Here is a 13,646-nt window from a genome sequence, read left to right on the forward strand (position 1 = left end):
CGGGCGGCCTTGCGGTCGCTCGGGCAAGGGGCGCGAAGCCCCGGATCATCCAGGGTTCCGCTGACGGTACTCGGTGGTGGTGATCCCCTTGTAGCCCCAGTTATCGGTATCCACTTCCTCGATCACGATATGGGTCAGGTCCGGGCGCTTGCCCAGTACCCGTTGCAGGGTGTCGGTGATTTCGGCGATGACCTGGGCTTTCTGTTCGCGGGTCACGCCGTCGCGGGTGATGCGTACGCTGACGAAGGGCATGTCGTCGTCCTCCTTACCAGGTCCCGGTGCTCATGCCGCCGTCTACCGGCAGCACGGCGCCTGTGGTGAAGCCGGAGTGGGTCAGGTACAGCACCGCATCGGCGATGTCCTGGACCCGGCCGATGTAGCCCACCGGTTGCAGGCCGTTGAGGAACTCGCGGGCGCCCGGGTCGTGCATCGGGGTTTCGATGATGCCGGGAGCCACGGCGTTGACCCGGATGTCGTGGGGCGACAGCTCCAGCGCCAGCGCGCGGGTGAACTGGTTCAGGCCGCCCTTGATCAGCGTCGGCAGCGAGGCCGGCACGTCACGGTTGGGCTGCAGGCCGACCGATGCGGTGATGTTGACGATATGGCCGCGACGACGGGGGATCATGTGCCGCGCGGCCGCCTGTGAGGCATAGACCACGCCCTTGAGGTTGGTGGCGAGCATCGCGTCCAGGTCCTCCTCGCTGTACTCGGTGAAGGGGCTGGGCACGAAGATGCCGGCGTTGTTCACCAGCACGTCCACCTGCCCGAAACGCTCGACGGCGGTTTCGATGAGGCGCGTGGCGGTGCCGCTCTGGCCGATGTCGCCAGCCACGCCGATGAAGTTCTCGGGGTTGCCAAGCTCCTCGGCGGCGGCCGCCAGGCGTTCCGCGTTGCGGGCCGAGCCGACCACGTTGAAGCCCTGGTCCAGGTAGGCTTTTGCCAGGCCGAGTCCGATACCGCTGGAGGCGCCGGTGACGACGACGGTTCTGCTGTTTGGGTTCATGTCGATGATCCTCGATGGCTGAACGGGTTCGAATGTCCCAGAGGGCGCCTCTCTGTTGGGACCGACTATATTTGTGCTCACACAGCGGATAAATAAGCTGTCCAGTACTTCAGTTGATACCTAGTGTAATGAATCATGAAGCGTCAGTTCGACGACATCCTGCTGGGCAGCATCGAGCTGTTCTGCCTGGCCGCCGAGGAGGGCGGTTTCACCGCTGCGGCCCAGGTGGCGGGCGTCACGCCGGCGGCGGTGAGCCGCTCAATCGGGCGCCTGGAAGCGCGCCTGGGGGTGCGGCTGTTTTCCCGCACCACGCGCAGCATCCGCCTGACCGAAAGCGGCCGCAGCTACTACGAGGAGTGCCGCCAGGCATTGACCCAGCTGGTGGAGGCGGAGCGCTCGGTGATGGGCCAGCAGCAGGAACCCGCTGGAGTCCTGCGCATCAGCATCCCGACGGTCTACGGTCATTTCCGCGTGCTGCCGCTCCTGCCGGAATTCCGCCGGCGCTACCCCCAGGTGAAGATCGAGGTGCACCTCAGCAACCGCAATATCGACTTTGCCGCCGAGGGCTACGACATGGCCATCCGGGTGAGGGCCCAGCCCGACTCGACCCTGATCGCCCGTCATCTGGAGGACGCCGCATTGGTGGTCATCGCCACCCCGGACTACCTGGGCCGGATGGGCACGCCGCGCACGCTGGAGGACCTGGCCCGGCATGAGTGCATCCAGTTCGAGTTGCCCAGCAGCGGTCGGCGCATCGCCTGGCTGTTCAATGAGCAGGGGCGCGAGCGGGAGGTCCTGGCCGAGGGCAGCTACGTGATCACCGATGATGTGGTCATGGGGGGCGTGACCCTGGCCCGGCATGGCGCCGGACTCTTCCAGACCTACCGCTTCATCGTCGAGAAGGAGCTGGCCGAGGGCAGCCTGGTGGAGGTGTTGCAGGACTATGGCGGGCGTTCGCGGCCCTTCACCTTGCTCTATCCGCAGAACCGCCATGTCCCCCTGCGCCTGCGGGCGTTCGTGGATTTCCTGATGGAACGGCGGGAGGGTTGGCGGCCCGCCGATCCGAGCATTACCTGAGGGGGCGGCTCCGGCACGCTGGCGCGGTTTCGCGAGCCGCCGGGCCGGAATTGCGCCGCCTCAGGCGTCGAGATTCACCACCACGCGGCCACGCACCTGGCCGGCAAGCAGCTCATGGGCCGTGGCGATGGCGTCGCCCAGGCCGATCTCGCGGGTGATGGTCTCCAGCTGGGCAATGTCCAGGTCGCGGGCCAGGCGGTCCCAGGCCTGGATGCGCTCGGCGCGGGGGCGGGTGACGCTGTTGATCCCCAGCAGGCTGACACCACGCAGGATGAAGGGCGCGACGCTGGCCGGGAGGTCCATGCCCTGGGCCAGGCCGCAGGCGGCCACGGCACCGTCGGCGCGAAGGCCGGCGCAGACATTGGCCAGGGTATGGCTGCCCACAGAGTCGATGGCGGCGACCCAGCGCTCCTTTCCCAGGGGACGGCCGGGTTCGGAGAGCTCGTGGCGATCGATGATCTCGGCGGCGCCGAGGCCCTTCAGGTAATCCGCCTCCTGCGGGCGGCCGGTGGCGGCCACCACGCGGTAGCCGAGGCGGGCGAGAAGCGCGATGGCGAAGCTGCCGACACCGCCGTTGGCGCCGGTCACCAGCACGTCACCCTGGCCGGGCCGCAGGCCATGGCGCTCCAGGGCCAGCAGGCAGAGCATGGCGGTGTAGCCGGCGGTGCCGATGGCCATGGCCTGGCGGGCGCTGAAGGCGCTGGGCAGGGGGATCAACCAGTCGCCGTTGAGACGGGCCTTCTGAGCCAGCCCTCCCCAGTGGGTCTCGCCAACGCCCCAGCCGTTGAGCAGCACCGCATCGCCGGCCTTGTAATCCGGGTGGCTGCTGGACTCCACGGTGCCGGCCAGGTCGATGCCGGGCACCATGGGAAACTGCCGCACCACAGGGCTCTTGCCGGTGATCGCCAGGCCGTCCTTGTAATTCAGGGTGCTGTAGGCCACCCGGACGGTGACATCGCCTTCGGGGAGTTGCGCCTCCTCCAGCTGGGTGGTTCGGGCACGGTAGCCGGCCTCGTCCTTCTCGATCAGGATTGCGTCGAACATCGTCACACCTCCATTTAGACCAGTCGTCTATTAATAGGCGCGGAACGCCGCGAGCCCTTGTGGGCTAGCGCGGCAAACCGGCGAGAAAACCCTTGATGAAAATATCCAGCGGGACGTTGTCCCGCGTCAGCCGGGCACGCTGGATCGCGCCTTCCCAGCCAATCCAGAAGAAGGCCGCCAGGGCCTCGCAATCCGCGTCCGGGGCCAGTTCGCCCGCATCCCGGGCGGCGACCAGGCAGCGCGCCAGCCTTGCCTGCCAGTCGCACAAGGTCGCCTCCAGTTGCAGGCGGAAGCTTTCCGGCAAGAGGCTCACTTCCTGGCCCAGGTTGCCCACCAGGCAACCCCGGCAGAACGCGTAGCGGGCCATGCCGGCCTTGGCGTCCTCGACGAAGTCCACAAGGCGTTGCAGGGGCGCTACGTCGTCCTGCAGGAACCAGCGATCCAGCTTGCGCGCGAAGTACCCGGCGAAGGCCTCCAGCACCGCCTGGCCGAAGGCCTCCTTGCTCTCGAAGTAGTGATAGAAGGAGCCCTTGGGCACGCCCACCCGCTTGAGCACCGTGTCGATGCCGGTGGTCATGAAGCCCTGTTCGGTAAGCAGTTCCATGCCGCAGCGGATCAGCGCGGCACGGGTGTCGGAGAAATCGCGTTCCACCTTGGGCGGACGTCCGCGACGGGGAGGGGATTGGGCGTCGGTCATGGGAAAGGGATTTTAGACTGGTCGTCTAGAAACGCAATCGCCAGAATGCCATCCGTTCGATCTTGCGTGGGCCCGGCTTGTCTCCACGGAAGCTAGGCGCCGTCGATGTCCACGGGGTCGGCGGCCAGATCCGCTGACAGGATGTCGACGACGCGAGCATGGTCTAGAGTGGGTTCCGATCCCCTCGGCAAGGAGGCCACCATGCCCAGTCTTCCCCTGTACTTTCCCCCGGATTTCTCCCTTCCCGTCGCCCTGCAGTCTGCCCAGCTGGTCGCCGCCGCCTACGACCAGTACGCGCAATGGCTGACGCAGGACAAGCCGCGCAAACCCGCCGACTTCAACTGGCAGCCGCCGGCCATGAGCGGCTGGAGCCTGTCCGCCCCGATCTGGAGCATCCTCAGCGAACTGCGCTTCCTCAATGAATCGGAGCCCTTCGGCTTCGCCGCCCGCGACGCCCAGGGAGTCGTGTACCTGGTGTTCCGGGGGACCGAGTCACCCCAGGACTGGCTCGACGACCTGGACGCGGACCAGGCCGGCTATCCCTGGCAAGCGGGCGCCGGGAAGGTCCACGATGGCTTCCTCAAGCTCTACGCCTCCCTTCGGGACATGGCGCTGCAGGCGGCTGATGGCCTGCAGCCAGGCGGCCTGATCCGCGTGTGCGGCCACAGCCTGGGGTGCGCGCTCTCCAGCCTGGCGGTGCCGGACCTTCGCGAGCGCTGGCCGGACCAGCCGCTGGAACACTACAACTTCGCCAGCCCGCGCCTGGCGGCCCCGGATTTCGCCGCCTTCTACAACGGCCTGGGCGTTCCCACCTTTCGGGTGGTCAACGACAGCGACCTGGTGCCCGAGGTCCCCCCGGGTGTCACCGGCGACTGGATCTACCAGCACCTGGGGCGGGCCGTCACCTTCACCGCCAGCTACGGCAGCGTCGAGGCCGACCACAGCCTGGCGGGCTGTTACCTCTACGCCCTGGAGAATCCCACGGCGCCCATGAAGGGGTGAGGCACGTCGGCACGCGATGCGCTGGAGCCGGCCTGGGCAGCGGCCCGGCGGTCACCGGTGCGTCGTTGTGCTCGCCCCCCGGTCCCGGGAACGAGGAGGGCGGGCTGCAGTGTCTATACTTGCCAGCAACTGTGTGAAAGGGGGGAAAGTGGCCGCGCTTCCGGTCGCCCGGAAGACGGATATCGAATCTGTTGCATGGTCGATGACCGGCATCCACCACGGGCGCCGGAGCATCGGTGAAGAGGCGATGGGATCATGGCGATCGCAATCATCCTGGCTCTCATCCTGGTCGCGTCCGTACTCTTCCATTTCCTCGCGCCCTGGCACCTGACCCCGCCTGCCTCCAACTGGGGCTCCATCGACACCACCCTGCTCATCACCCTGGTCATCACCGGCGTCTTCTTCATCGCCGTCGTGGGCTTCATGGTGGTGGCGATCATCCGCTTCCGCCATCGTGAAGGCCGGCGCGCCCGTTACGAACCGGAAAGCCGCCGCCTGGAGTGGTGGCTGATGGTGGTCACCTCCCTGGGCATCGTCGGCATGCTGGCGCCCGGTCTGGTGGTCTACAGCGACTTCGTCCGGGTGCCGAAGGACGCCTATCCCCTGGAGGTGGTCGCCCAGCAGTGGCAGTGGGCATTCCGCTTCCCGGGGCAGGACGGCCAGCTGGGCCGCGCCGACGTGAGTTGGGTCGACGCCCGCAACCCGCTCGGGCTGGATCCGCGAGACCCCCACGGCCAGGACGACGTGCTGGTTCGCGGGAACGAGGTACGCCTGCCCCTGGACCGCCCGGTGAAAGTGCTGCTGCGCTCGAAGGATGTGCTGCACAATTTCTACATCCCGCAGATACGGGGAAAGATGGACATGGTGCCGGGCATGGTCTCGCACTTCTGGTTCACCCCGACGCTGGCCGGGGAGTACGAGATCCTCTGCGCCGAGTTCTGTGGGGTCGGGCACTTCAACATGCGCGGAAAGCTGCAGGTGGAGCCGGCCCCGGCCTTCGAGCAATGGCTGGCGACCCAGCCCACCTTCGCCCAGGTCCTCGCCAGTGCCGGTGCGCCCAGCCAGGGCGGCCTGATCGAACGGGGGCGCCAGCTGGCGGACACCCACGGCTGTCCCGCCTGCCACAGCCAGGACGGCAGCCAGAGCCTGGGACCGGGCTGGAAGGACCTCTATGGTCGTGAGGTGCAATTGGCGGACGGCTCCCGGCTGAAGGCGGATGCGGCCTACCTGCGGGAGTCCATCCTCGATCCCCGGGCCCGCCTGGTGCAGGGCTATCCGCCGGTCATGGTGCCCTATACTTTCAGCCAGGATGAGCTGGCCGCCCTGGTGGCCTTCATCCGGTCCCTGAGCGCCGTCGGCCAGCAGGAGTCCGGTGGTGCGGGAAACCTGGTGGAGCAGGGCGAGAAGCTCGCCCAGTCCCTGGGTTGCCTGGCCTGCCACAGCTTGGACGGCAGCAAGGGCGTGGGGCCGAGCTGGAAGGGGCTCTACGGCCACCCTGTGACCCTGGCGGACGGTAGCCAGGTGGAGGCCGACGCGGCCTACCTGCGTGAATCGGTGCTGGCCCCGGCCGCCAGGCTGGTGCAGGGATACTCGCCGCTGATGCCGGCGTTCACCCCCAGCGACACCGAACTGGATGCCCTGATCGCCTTCATCAGGTCCAGGGCCGATCCCGACTCCGACGACCAGGAACAGGCGCCCTAGAAGCGGACGGACCCGACGCGATACGGAGGGCTTGCAATGGCCCATGTCGAGCATGCCGAAGCCGATGTGCTGCATGAACCGAAAAGCTTCCTGACCCGCTACATCTGGAGCCAGGACCACAAGGTCATCGCCATCCAGTATTCCCTGACCGCGATCTTCGTCGGCCTGGTGGCGCTGGTGCTGTCCGGCCTCATGCGCATGCAGATCGGATTCCCCGGCAGCCTGGAATTCATGGACCCCGGCGCCTACTACCAGGCCATGACCATGCACGGGATGATCATGGTGATCTACCTGCTGACGGCGCTGTTCCTGGGCGGCTTCGGCAATTACCTGATTCCGCTCATGGTGGGCGCGCGGGACATGGTCTTCCCCTACGTCAACATGCTGAGCTACTGGTTCTACCTGCTGTCGGTACTGGTCCTGCTGGCCAGCTTCTTCGTGCCCGGCGGACCCACCGGCGCGGGCTGGACCCTCTATCCGCCCCAGGCCATCCTCCCGGGCACGCCGGGCACCGAGTGGGGCATCGTGCTCATGCTGGTGTCCCTGGCGATCTTCATCGTCGCCGCCACCATGGGCGGCCTCAACTACGTGACCACGGTGCTGCAGGCGCGCACCCATGGCATGACCCTGTTCCGCATGCCGCTGTCGGTGTGGGGCATCTTCATGGCCTCGATCCTCGCGCTGCTGGCGTTCCCGGCGCTCTTCGTCAGCGCGATCATGATGCTCTTCGACCGCCTGCTGGGCACCAGCTTCTTCATGCCGGCGCTGATCTCCATGGGGCAGGCGCTGGATCACCAGGGCGGCAGCCCGATCCTCTTCCAGCACCTGTTCTGGTTCTTCGGCCACCCCGAGGTCTACATCGTGGCGCTGCCGGCCTTCGGCCTGGTGTCGGACCTGATCAGCACCCATGCGCGGAAGAACATCTTCGGCTACCGGATGATGGTCTGGGCCATAGTCGCCATCGGCGTGCTGAGCTTCGTGGTCTGGGCCCACCACATGTACGTCAGCGGGATGAATCCCTACTTCGGCTTCTTCTTCGCCATCTCCACCCTGGTGATCGCGGTGCCCACCGCCCTCAAGGTCTACAACTGGACACTCACCCTCTGGCACGGCGACATCCACCTGACCGTCCCCATGCTGTTCGCCCTGGCCTTCATCGTCACCTTCCTGGTGGGCGGGCTCACCGGGCTGTTCCTCGGCAATGTCATCGTCGACATCCCGCTGTCCGACACCTACTTCGTGGTGGCGCACTTCCACATGGTCATGGGCGTGGCGCCGATCCTGGTGGTGTTCGGCTCCATCTACCACTGGTTCCCGAAGATCACCGGGCGGATGCTGGACGACCGGCTCGGCAAGCTGCATTTCTGGATCACCTTCCTCGGCACCTACGCCATCTATTTCCCCATGCACTACCTGGGCTTCCTGGGCATGCCGAGGCGCTACTACGCCTATCCCGACTACCAGTTCATCCCCCAGTCCGCCCAGGACCTGAATGCCTTCATCACGGTGGCGGCCCTGGTGGTGGGTGCCGCGCAGCTGCTGTTCCTGTTCAACCTGGCCTGGAGCACCTTCAAGGGGCGGCCCGCCGGCGGCAATCCCTGGCGGGCCACCAGCCTGGAGTGGCAGACCCCGGATACGCCTCCGGTGCATGGCAACTGGCGCGAGCGCCTGCCCGTGGTGCATCGCTGGGCCTACGACTACAGCATGCCGGGCGTCGAGCAGGATTTCGTGCCGCAGACGGTCTCCGATGAGGAACTGCAGCGGCTGCGCGAAGCCGGCGGCCAGGCGGAGGGTCGACCATGAGCACGCAACCCTGGAAAGACGCAGACGGTGGCGGGGAGGGAGGCTGGTTGCCGGGCGGCCGCTCCGGCCAGGAGGCGCCGATCCAGGACCCCGAGCGCACCGCCAGGGTGGGGCTCTGGGTGTTCCTCGGGGTGGTGACCTCCCTGTTCCTGCTGTTCCTGCTGGCTTTCATCGCACGCTCGCAGGTCTCTGACTGGCGGGCCCTGACCGACCCGCTGGCGCCCCTGGCCCATCCCTGGATGCTCTGGGTCAACACCGCTTCGCTGGCGCTGGGCAGCGTCTGCCTGCAGGGCGCCAAGCTGGCGCTGGAGGGGGGGCGGAGGACTGACGCCAGCCTGGCGTTCCTGCTTGGTGGAGCCTTCGCGCTGGCCTTCCTCGCCGGACAACTCTGGGTCTGGCAGCAATTCAGCGCCTGGGGCTACGGCGTCGCCGGCAATCCGGCCAACAGCTTCTTCTTCCTGCTGACCGGGCTGCACGGCATCCACCTGGCGGGCGGCCTGGTGGCCTGGCTGCTGGTGGCGCGCCGCCTCCTGGGCACGGGTTCAGTGGAGCGCCTGCGTGCCAGCATGGGACTCTGCGCCTTCTACTGGCACTACCTGCTGGGGTTGTGGCTGGTGCTCTTCGCGCTGCTCACCAGCACCCCGGAAACCTACCAGGCCATCGCGGCCTTCTGCGGTCTGAGGTGACGCCATGGCCATGACCCGGCAATCCCCGACCGAGACCACCACGAACTGGCGCGACATCGCCCGGGACTGGGCTTCGGACCGCGACGCCTTCAAGCAGGTGCCCTGGGGCAAGGCGATGATGTGGATCTTCCTGCTCAGCGACACCTTCGTCTTCACCTGCTTCCTCACCGGCTACATGTCGGTGCGCATGAGCACCACCGCCGCCTGGCCCAACCCCAGCGAGGTCTTCGCCCTGACGCTGTTCGGGGCCCATATCCCCCTGATCCTCATCGCCATCATGACCTTCGTGCTCATCACCAGCAGCGGCACCATGGCCATGGCGGTGAGCTACGGCTATCGGCGCAACCGCGTGCGCAGCGCGGCGCTGATGCTTGCCACCGCGCTGCTGGGTGCCACCTTCGTCGGCATGCAGGCCTTCGAGTGGAGCAAGCTGATCGCCGAAGGCGTGCGGCCCTGGGGCAATCCCATGGGCGCGGCGCAGTTCGGCGCCAGCTTCTTCATGATCACCGGGTTCCACGGACTGCACGTGTCCATCGGGGTGATCTATCTCAGCATCGTGGCCTTCAAGGTGTTGCGTGGGGACTACGAACGGCGCGGGAACTACCAGATCGTCGAGATCGCCGGGCTCTACTGGCACTTCGTCGACCTGGTCTGGGTGTTCATCTTCGCTTTCTTCTACCTGTGGTAGCGCAGGGGAGTGACGCACATGGCCCACACCGAAGGTCAACAACACCCCATCACCCTGTACCTGAAGATCTGGGGACTGCTGTTCATCCTCAGCGGCCTGTCCTACATGGTGGATTACCTCCACTTCACGGGCTATCTGCGCTGGTCGATGATCCTCGTCCTGATGCTGCTCAAGGCGGGGCTGATCGTCGCCATCTTCATGCACATGGCCTGGGAACGGCTGGCGCTGGTCTACGCGATCCTGGTCCCGCCCCTGTGCCTGCTGGTGCTGGTGGGACTGATGGCCGCCGAGGCGGACTATGTGTTCAGCAGCCGCGGCCTGTTCCTCGGCCAATAGCGACCGGCCCGCGTGTGCGGGCCGGTGCGGTGCCAGGCAGGGCTAGATGGTGCGCTTGAACTGATGCCAGCGATGCAGCCAGGCGACTATCCAGTGGGGGGCGGCCGAGCCGGTCCCGGCCAGGCGCAGTTGCGGATGGTGATTCATCACGCGGTCGAGGATGGATTCCTGTTCCGGCTCAACGTCCACGAAGAAGAGGTGCTCGCCATCCCTGACCTTCTCCTTCAGCTTGCGGAAGTGGGCGTTGGGGACCTGGATACCGAAGAACCCGCCTTCCCAGATACAGAATCCCAGCACCACCACCGCGAGGAAGACGAAGGGCACCCAGCCCGCCGGGGTCTCGGTCCATCCGGCCAGCCAGGCTCCCAGCAGCACCAGGGCGGCCAGGGGTACGCCGATGACCGCGCCGATCTCGCCGGAGTGGACGACGTCCTGCTTCATGAAGGAATTCACGTCGTGGAGATGGTGTTCTTCGACGGCGGCGTCCATGTCGCTCAGTACGTGGATCTGTTCGGTGTTGATGCCGCTTGCCTCGAGTTCGGACTCGACGGTTTCGAGTTCGTCAAGGTCGTCGCTGATGTAGTAGTGCCGGTTCATGGCATACCTCCACACGTACTCGTGATGGTGTTTTCGACCTCCTTGGTCGAGCGCCTTATTACCTCTCGTCATGGACGGGCCATGGGTTCGATCCCAGGGTTCTTTCACGGGTAAATTATAGCACCGAGGTTTTTGGGGAAGTGGCCGAAGGCCTAGTGGCGCGCGGCTTTGAGCCTCGAGCACGGAACACCCTGCGCGGCTTGTCTAAACTTGGCAATGTGACGCTGTCGCGGTGATGCGACTGCAGGAGGAAGCCTGATGAACACCTTGACCATCAAGAGTTGGTGCAAGCCTCGGGGTGCGGAGAAGTCCTTTCCCCTGGGGGACCTGCATTTCCACGTCAACGATGCCGACCACCTTCGACTGGAGCAGGCCGAGGAGCGCCTGCAGCAGACCCATGAACCGGACATGATGATCGACGCCGATATGGAGCACATGGAGCTGATCACCCCGGCCGAGTGCGGCTCTCTCGCCGACTTGCAGTTCCGCGTCTACCTCAGCAAGGACGACGAGCGGGGGCAGTTCCACCTGGTGGGCCACCGGGAAAGCGACGGCAGCCTGATCTACACCAATGCGGTGATGATCGACCAGCTCGGCTGATCGCCCCCGGGATCACCCGGTCAGTTCCTCGTGGAAACCCGCGGCACCCTGGCGCCAGTACGCGGCGACGCGCATGGCGTCCTTCGGGTGCCGCTTCTCGTCCACCAGCACGCCACGCAGGCGCTTCATGGTGGCGGCTTCCCCAGCCCCCCAGGCGAAGCCCTCACCGCTCGGCAGGGGCAGTTCGCGTAGCCTGTCGATGAGGGCGTCGTTGCTAGCCACCCAGTGCAGGTCCAGTTGCGCGGCGGTACTCATTTCGCGGCGCTCGCCGGGCTCGGTGGCCAGCGCCACCACGATCACGCGCGCTTCCGCCGGCAGCTCCTCCAGGCGACGGTGAATGGCGGGCAGGGCGCTGCTGTCGCCTACCAGCAGGTGCCACTCGAAATCCACGGGAACCACCATGGAGCCCCGGGGCCCGCCGATGATGGCGGACTGTCCCGGCGTGGCGGCCTCCGCCCAGTTGGATGCGTCGCCGTCGCCGTGCAGGGCGAACTCGAGGGTCAGCTCGCGCTTCTCGCGATCGAAATGGCGCGGCGTGTAGTCCCGCATCAGGGTCTCGCCGTCGGCGTTCTCGAAGATGAACTTCACGTGGTCGTCGAACCCCAGGGAAACGAAGTCGGCCAGTGCTTCACCGGTGAAGGTGATGGCAAGGAATGCGGTGCCCACCGGCTCGATGCGGGCCACCTGCACGTCGCGGCGGCAAAGCTCGTGGCGCACCCGTTGAACGCGGCGTTGTGGACGTTTGGACTCCATTGGTTGTACCTCTCGGAGACTGGTTGATAACATCAACGATCTTAAAAGAATTAAGTTGATAGGGTCAACCAATATGCCGATGACACTCGCCGATGAAGTGTTCGAATCCCTTCACGGGCTCATGCACCAGTATCGCCACCTGCAGTACCGGGCGCTGCGGGGCGGCGCCGAGGAGCTCACCCACATGGAGCACAAGGTGCTGGGCTTTTTTTCCGTCCATCCCGGCGCCACCCAGAGCGATCTGGTTCAGCACGCGGGGCGCGACAAGGCCCAGGTGGCGAGGTTGATCAAGGGCCTGCGCGATCGCGGGCTGCTGGAAGGCCAGCCCGACGAGGCGGATCGCCGCAGCATCCGCCTCACCGTCACCGCAGAGGGCGCGGCCGCGCATGAGGTCGCGCGGACCCAGGCGAGTCAGGTCAACGCCCAGGCGGTGGCCGGATTGGAGGAGGGCGATTGCCGGCAACTGCTGGCGTTGCTGGGGCGGATCAGGGGCAACCTGGACGCCGTCCAGCCGGACACCCGTACAGCGGTGGACTAGCTAGCGCCGGGACGCCTGCACCGCTGCAAGGCTCACCCCAGCCGCTCAGCGGCTCAGCGGCAAGGCCGCACCCACCAGGACGAACAGGCCGCCGCAGGCACGATTGAATACGTTGCCACCACGGGCCATCCAGGGGCGAATGCGAAACGCCAGGCGTGCCAGCAGGTACTCGACGACGAACTCCGCCACCGCGAAGGTGGCGGCCATCACGAAGAACTGCGTCAGCAGGGACGCTTGCGGATCGAGGAACTGCGGCAGAAAGGCTCCGTAGAACAACAGCACCTTGGGGTTCGACACCGCCGACAGGAAGCCTTGGCGAAACAGGGCGGCATCACCGAGCCCGCCACCGGAGAGCGGGCCCAGGTGCAGGGGCGGCGAGCGCCAGAGCTGGATGCCCAGCCACAGCAGGTAGGCGCCGCCGATCCATTTCAGTGTGAGGAGGATGTCCGAGGAGGCTTGCAGCAGGGCTCCCAGGCCGAACATGGCCAGGGCGATCAGCAGGCTGAAGCCGATGACCCCGCCGAGGATGGTGAACAGGGTGCGGCGCGCGCCGTACAGGGCTCCGTGGGTGAGGGCCAGCAGGCTGTTGGGGCCGGGTGTCAGGGACAGGCCGAGGGTGGCCAGGGCGTAGATGAGCCAGGTGTCCAGTGCCATGGAGGTTTCCTCTGCGAACTGGCGCCAGTGTAGTGGCTCATCGGACGGGTGAAGGGTAGGTTCTGGACATTGTTGGGTGAAAACTGGATATGCCCGCGCAATGCCCTGGCGGATATGGGGGCTGCAGGCCTGGAGTCCCTGTTTTCATGGGGGCTGGCGGCCACCTGCGGTCAGGATAAGTGTGCTTTATAGACATGAAAGAGTGAGATCTGGACGTCGCCCTGTGTCGGGTGATGGCCATGATCTGCGGCGAACGGTTGCGTCGCCACGGACTGGGTAGTGCGGTCACCGTCAGCAGACTTGATGCGTCTTTTCTGGACGTATTACTGTCATATCTGGACCTCGCGTCGATCGGCTCGGCAAGGGTTCCTGGAGGGCAGGGCGCAGCCCCTGAAATCAGGGGCTTTGCGCTTGTTAGAAGATTCGTAACAGGTAGAATTCGGACGCTGACATGGAATATCTGGACG

The 13,646-nt window shown here is 66.1% G+C and carries 16 protein-coding genes; 9 read left to right on the plus strand and 7 right to left on the minus strand.

Features of this window, described 5'->3' with window-relative positions; all coding sequences use genetic code 11:
- Positions 1-45: 45 nt before the first annotated feature.
- Both KF707C_RS13885 and KF707C_RS13890 read right to left on the minus strand, forming a co-directional pair.
- Complete coding sequence (locus KF707C_RS13885) at positions 46-252, minus strand: tautomerase family protein (protein ID WP_004421735.1); 207 nt, start codon at positions 250-252, stop codon at positions 46-48.
- A gap of 13 nt (positions 253-265) precedes the next feature.
- Complete coding sequence (locus tag KF707C_RS13890; RefSeq protein ID WP_004421734.1) at positions 266-1,003, minus strand: SDR family NAD(P)-dependent oxidoreductase; 738 nt, start codon at positions 1,001-1,003, stop codon at positions 266-268.
- A 135-nt stretch (positions 1,004-1,138) separates the two neighbouring features.
- Between KF707C_RS13890 and KF707C_RS13895 the strand changes: the two genes are divergently transcribed.
- Positions 1,139-2,080 carry a LysR family transcriptional regulator gene (locus KF707C_RS13895; RefSeq protein ID WP_004421731.1) on the plus strand — a complete coding sequence of 314 codons (942 nt, stop codon included), beginning with the start codon at positions 1,139-1,141 and terminating at the stop codon, positions 2,078-2,080.
- A gap of 60 nt (positions 2,081-2,140) precedes the next feature.
- On the opposite strand, the gene acuI is transcribed toward KF707C_RS13895, so the two are convergent.
- Positions 2,141-3,124: an acrylyl-CoA reductase (NADPH) gene (acuI, locus tag KF707C_RS13900; RefSeq protein ID WP_004421730.1), complete on the minus strand. Its 984-nt coding sequence runs from the start codon at positions 3,122-3,124 to the stop codon at positions 2,141-2,143.
- Positions 3,125-3,188: 64 nt separating this feature from the next.
- Positions 3,189-3,821, minus strand: coding sequence for an acrylate utilization transcriptional regulator AcuR (gene acuR / locus KF707C_RS13905; RefSeq protein ID WP_036992963.1), 633 nt, complete (start codon positions 3,819-3,821; stop codon positions 3,189-3,191).
- A gap of 201 nt (positions 3,822-4,022) precedes the next feature.
- Here acuR and KF707C_RS13910 point away from each other — a divergent pair, with 201 nt between their 5' ends.
- The 6 genes from KF707C_RS13910 (at position 4,023) to KF707C_RS13935 (ending at position 10,037) form a co-directional block, all read left to right on the plus strand.
- Complete coding sequence (locus KF707C_RS13910; protein ID WP_004421727.1) at positions 4,023-4,823, plus strand: lipase family protein; 801 nt, start codon at positions 4,023-4,025, stop codon at positions 4,821-4,823.
- A gap of 255 nt (positions 4,824-5,078) precedes the next feature.
- Positions 5,079-6,524 carry a cytochrome c oxidase subunit II gene (locus KF707C_RS13915; RefSeq protein ID WP_004421724.1) on the plus strand — a complete coding sequence of 482 codons (1,446 nt, stop codon included), beginning with the start codon at positions 5,079-5,081 and terminating at the stop codon, positions 6,522-6,524.
- A gap of 36 nt (positions 6,525-6,560) precedes the next feature.
- On the plus strand, positions 6,561-8,327 hold the full coding sequence (ctaD, locus tag KF707C_RS13920) for a cytochrome c oxidase subunit I (protein WP_004421722.1): 1,767 nt from the start codon (positions 6,561-6,563) through the stop codon (positions 8,325-8,327).
- Entirely contained in the window at positions 8,324-9,013 is a 690-nt protein-coding gene (locus KF707C_RS13925) for a cytochrome c oxidase subunit 3 (RefSeq protein WP_004421721.1), read from the plus strand. The genes ctaD and KF707C_RS13925 overlap by 4 nt, the downstream gene beginning before the upstream one ends.
- A 4-nt stretch (positions 9,014-9,017) precedes the next feature.
- Positions 9,018-9,701: a heme-copper oxidase subunit III family protein gene (locus tag KF707C_RS13930; RefSeq protein ID WP_004421720.1), complete on the plus strand. Its 684-nt coding sequence runs from the start codon at positions 9,018-9,020 to the stop codon at positions 9,699-9,701.
- Between the two features lie 18 nt (positions 9,702-9,719).
- Positions 9,720-10,037, plus strand: coding sequence for a cytochrome C oxidase subunit IV family protein (locus KF707C_RS13935; RefSeq protein WP_004421719.1), 318 nt, complete (start codon positions 9,720-9,722; stop codon positions 10,035-10,037).
- Between the two features lie 42 nt (positions 10,038-10,079).
- On the opposite strand, the gene KF707C_RS13940 is transcribed toward KF707C_RS13935, so the two are convergent.
- Entirely contained in the window at positions 10,080-10,634 is a 555-nt protein-coding gene (locus tag KF707C_RS13940) for a hypothetical protein (protein ID WP_004421718.1), read from the minus strand.
- A gap of 258 nt (positions 10,635-10,892) precedes the next feature.
- Here KF707C_RS13940 and KF707C_RS13945 point away from each other — a divergent pair, with 258 nt between their 5' ends.
- Entirely contained in the window at positions 10,893-11,234 is a 342-nt protein-coding gene (locus KF707C_RS13945; RefSeq protein ID WP_004421717.1) for a hypothetical protein, read from the plus strand.
- 12 nt (positions 11,235-11,246) lie between these two features.
- On the opposite strand, the gene KF707C_RS13950 is transcribed toward KF707C_RS13945, so the two are convergent.
- Complete coding sequence (locus KF707C_RS13950) at positions 11,247-11,987, minus strand: siderophore-interacting protein (RefSeq protein WP_004421716.1); 741 nt, start codon at positions 11,985-11,987, stop codon at positions 11,247-11,249.
- A 73-nt stretch (positions 11,988-12,060) separates the two neighbouring features.
- Here KF707C_RS13950 and KF707C_RS13955 point away from each other — a divergent pair, with 73 nt between their 5' ends.
- A complete protein-coding gene (locus tag KF707C_RS13955; protein ID WP_004421715.1) occupies positions 12,061-12,525 on the plus strand; it encodes a MarR family winged helix-turn-helix transcriptional regulator in 465 nt (154 codons plus the stop codon).
- 45 nt (positions 12,526-12,570) lie between these two features.
- Here the strand turns inward: KF707C_RS13955 and KF707C_RS13960 are convergent, their stop codons facing one another.
- Positions 12,571-13,179, minus strand: a complete 609-nt coding sequence (locus KF707C_RS13960) for a LysE family translocator (protein WP_004421714.1) — start codon at positions 13,177-13,179, stop codon at positions 12,571-12,573.
- Positions 13,180-13,646: the final 467 nt, after the last annotated feature.

Source organism: Pseudomonas furukawaii, assembly GCF_002355475.1.
GTDB classification, from domain to species: domain Bacteria; phylum Pseudomonadota; class Gammaproteobacteria; order Pseudomonadales; family Pseudomonadaceae; genus Metapseudomonas; species Metapseudomonas furukawaii.

Coding starts and splice junctions, on each gene's coding strand:
- KF707C_RS13915 (WP_004421724.1), top strand. CDS start 5,079: ATGGCGATCGCAATCATCCTGGCTCTCATCCTGGTCGCGTCCGTACTC.
- KF707C_RS13925 (WP_004421721.1), top strand. CDS start 8,324: ATGAGCACGCAACCCTGGAAAGACGCAGACGGTGGCGGGGAGGGAGGC.
- KF707C_RS13910 (WP_004421727.1), top strand. CDS start 4,023: ATGCCCAGTCTTCCCCTGTACTTTCCCCCGGATTTCTCCCTTCCCGTC.
- KF707C_RS13890 (WP_004421734.1), bottom strand. CDS start 1,003: ATGAACCCAAACAGCAGAACCGTCGTCGTCACCGGCGCCTCCAGCGGT.
- ctaD (WP_004421722.1), top strand. CDS start 6,561: ATGGCCCATGTCGAGCATGCCGAAGCCGATGTGCTGCATGAACCGAAA.
- acuI (WP_004421730.1), bottom strand. CDS start 3,124: ATGTTCGACGCAATCCTGATCGAGAAGGACGAGGCCGGCTACCGTGCC.
- KF707C_RS13895 (WP_004421731.1), top strand. CDS start 1,139: ATGAAGCGTCAGTTCGACGACATCCTGCTGGGCAGCATCGAGCTGTTC.
- KF707C_RS13940 (WP_004421718.1), bottom strand. CDS start 10,634: ATGAACCGGCACTACTACATCAGCGACGACCTTGACGAACTCGAAACC.
- KF707C_RS13945 (WP_004421717.1), top strand. CDS start 10,893: ATGAACACCTTGACCATCAAGAGTTGGTGCAAGCCTCGGGGTGCGGAG.
- KF707C_RS13930 (WP_004421720.1), top strand. CDS start 9,018: ATGGCCATGACCCGGCAATCCCCGACCGAGACCACCACGAACTGGCGC.
- KF707C_RS13885 (WP_004421735.1), bottom strand. CDS start 252: ATGCCCTTCGTCAGCGTACGCATCACCCGCGACGGCGTGACCCGCGAA.
- KF707C_RS13955 (WP_004421715.1), top strand. CDS start 12,061: ATGCCGATGACACTCGCCGATGAAGTGTTCGAATCCCTTCACGGGCTC.
- KF707C_RS13935 (WP_004421719.1), top strand. CDS start 9,720: ATGGCCCACACCGAAGGTCAACAACACCCCATCACCCTGTACCTGAAG.
- KF707C_RS13960 (WP_004421714.1), bottom strand. CDS start 13,179: ATGGCACTGGACACCTGGCTCATCTACGCCCTGGCCACCCTCGGCCTG.
- KF707C_RS13950 (WP_004421716.1), bottom strand. CDS start 11,987: ATGGAGTCCAAACGTCCACAACGCCGCGTTCAACGGGTGCGCCACGAG.
- acuR (WP_036992963.1), bottom strand. CDS start 3,821: ATGACCGACGCCCAATCCCCTCCCCGTCGCGGACGTCCGCCCAAGGTG.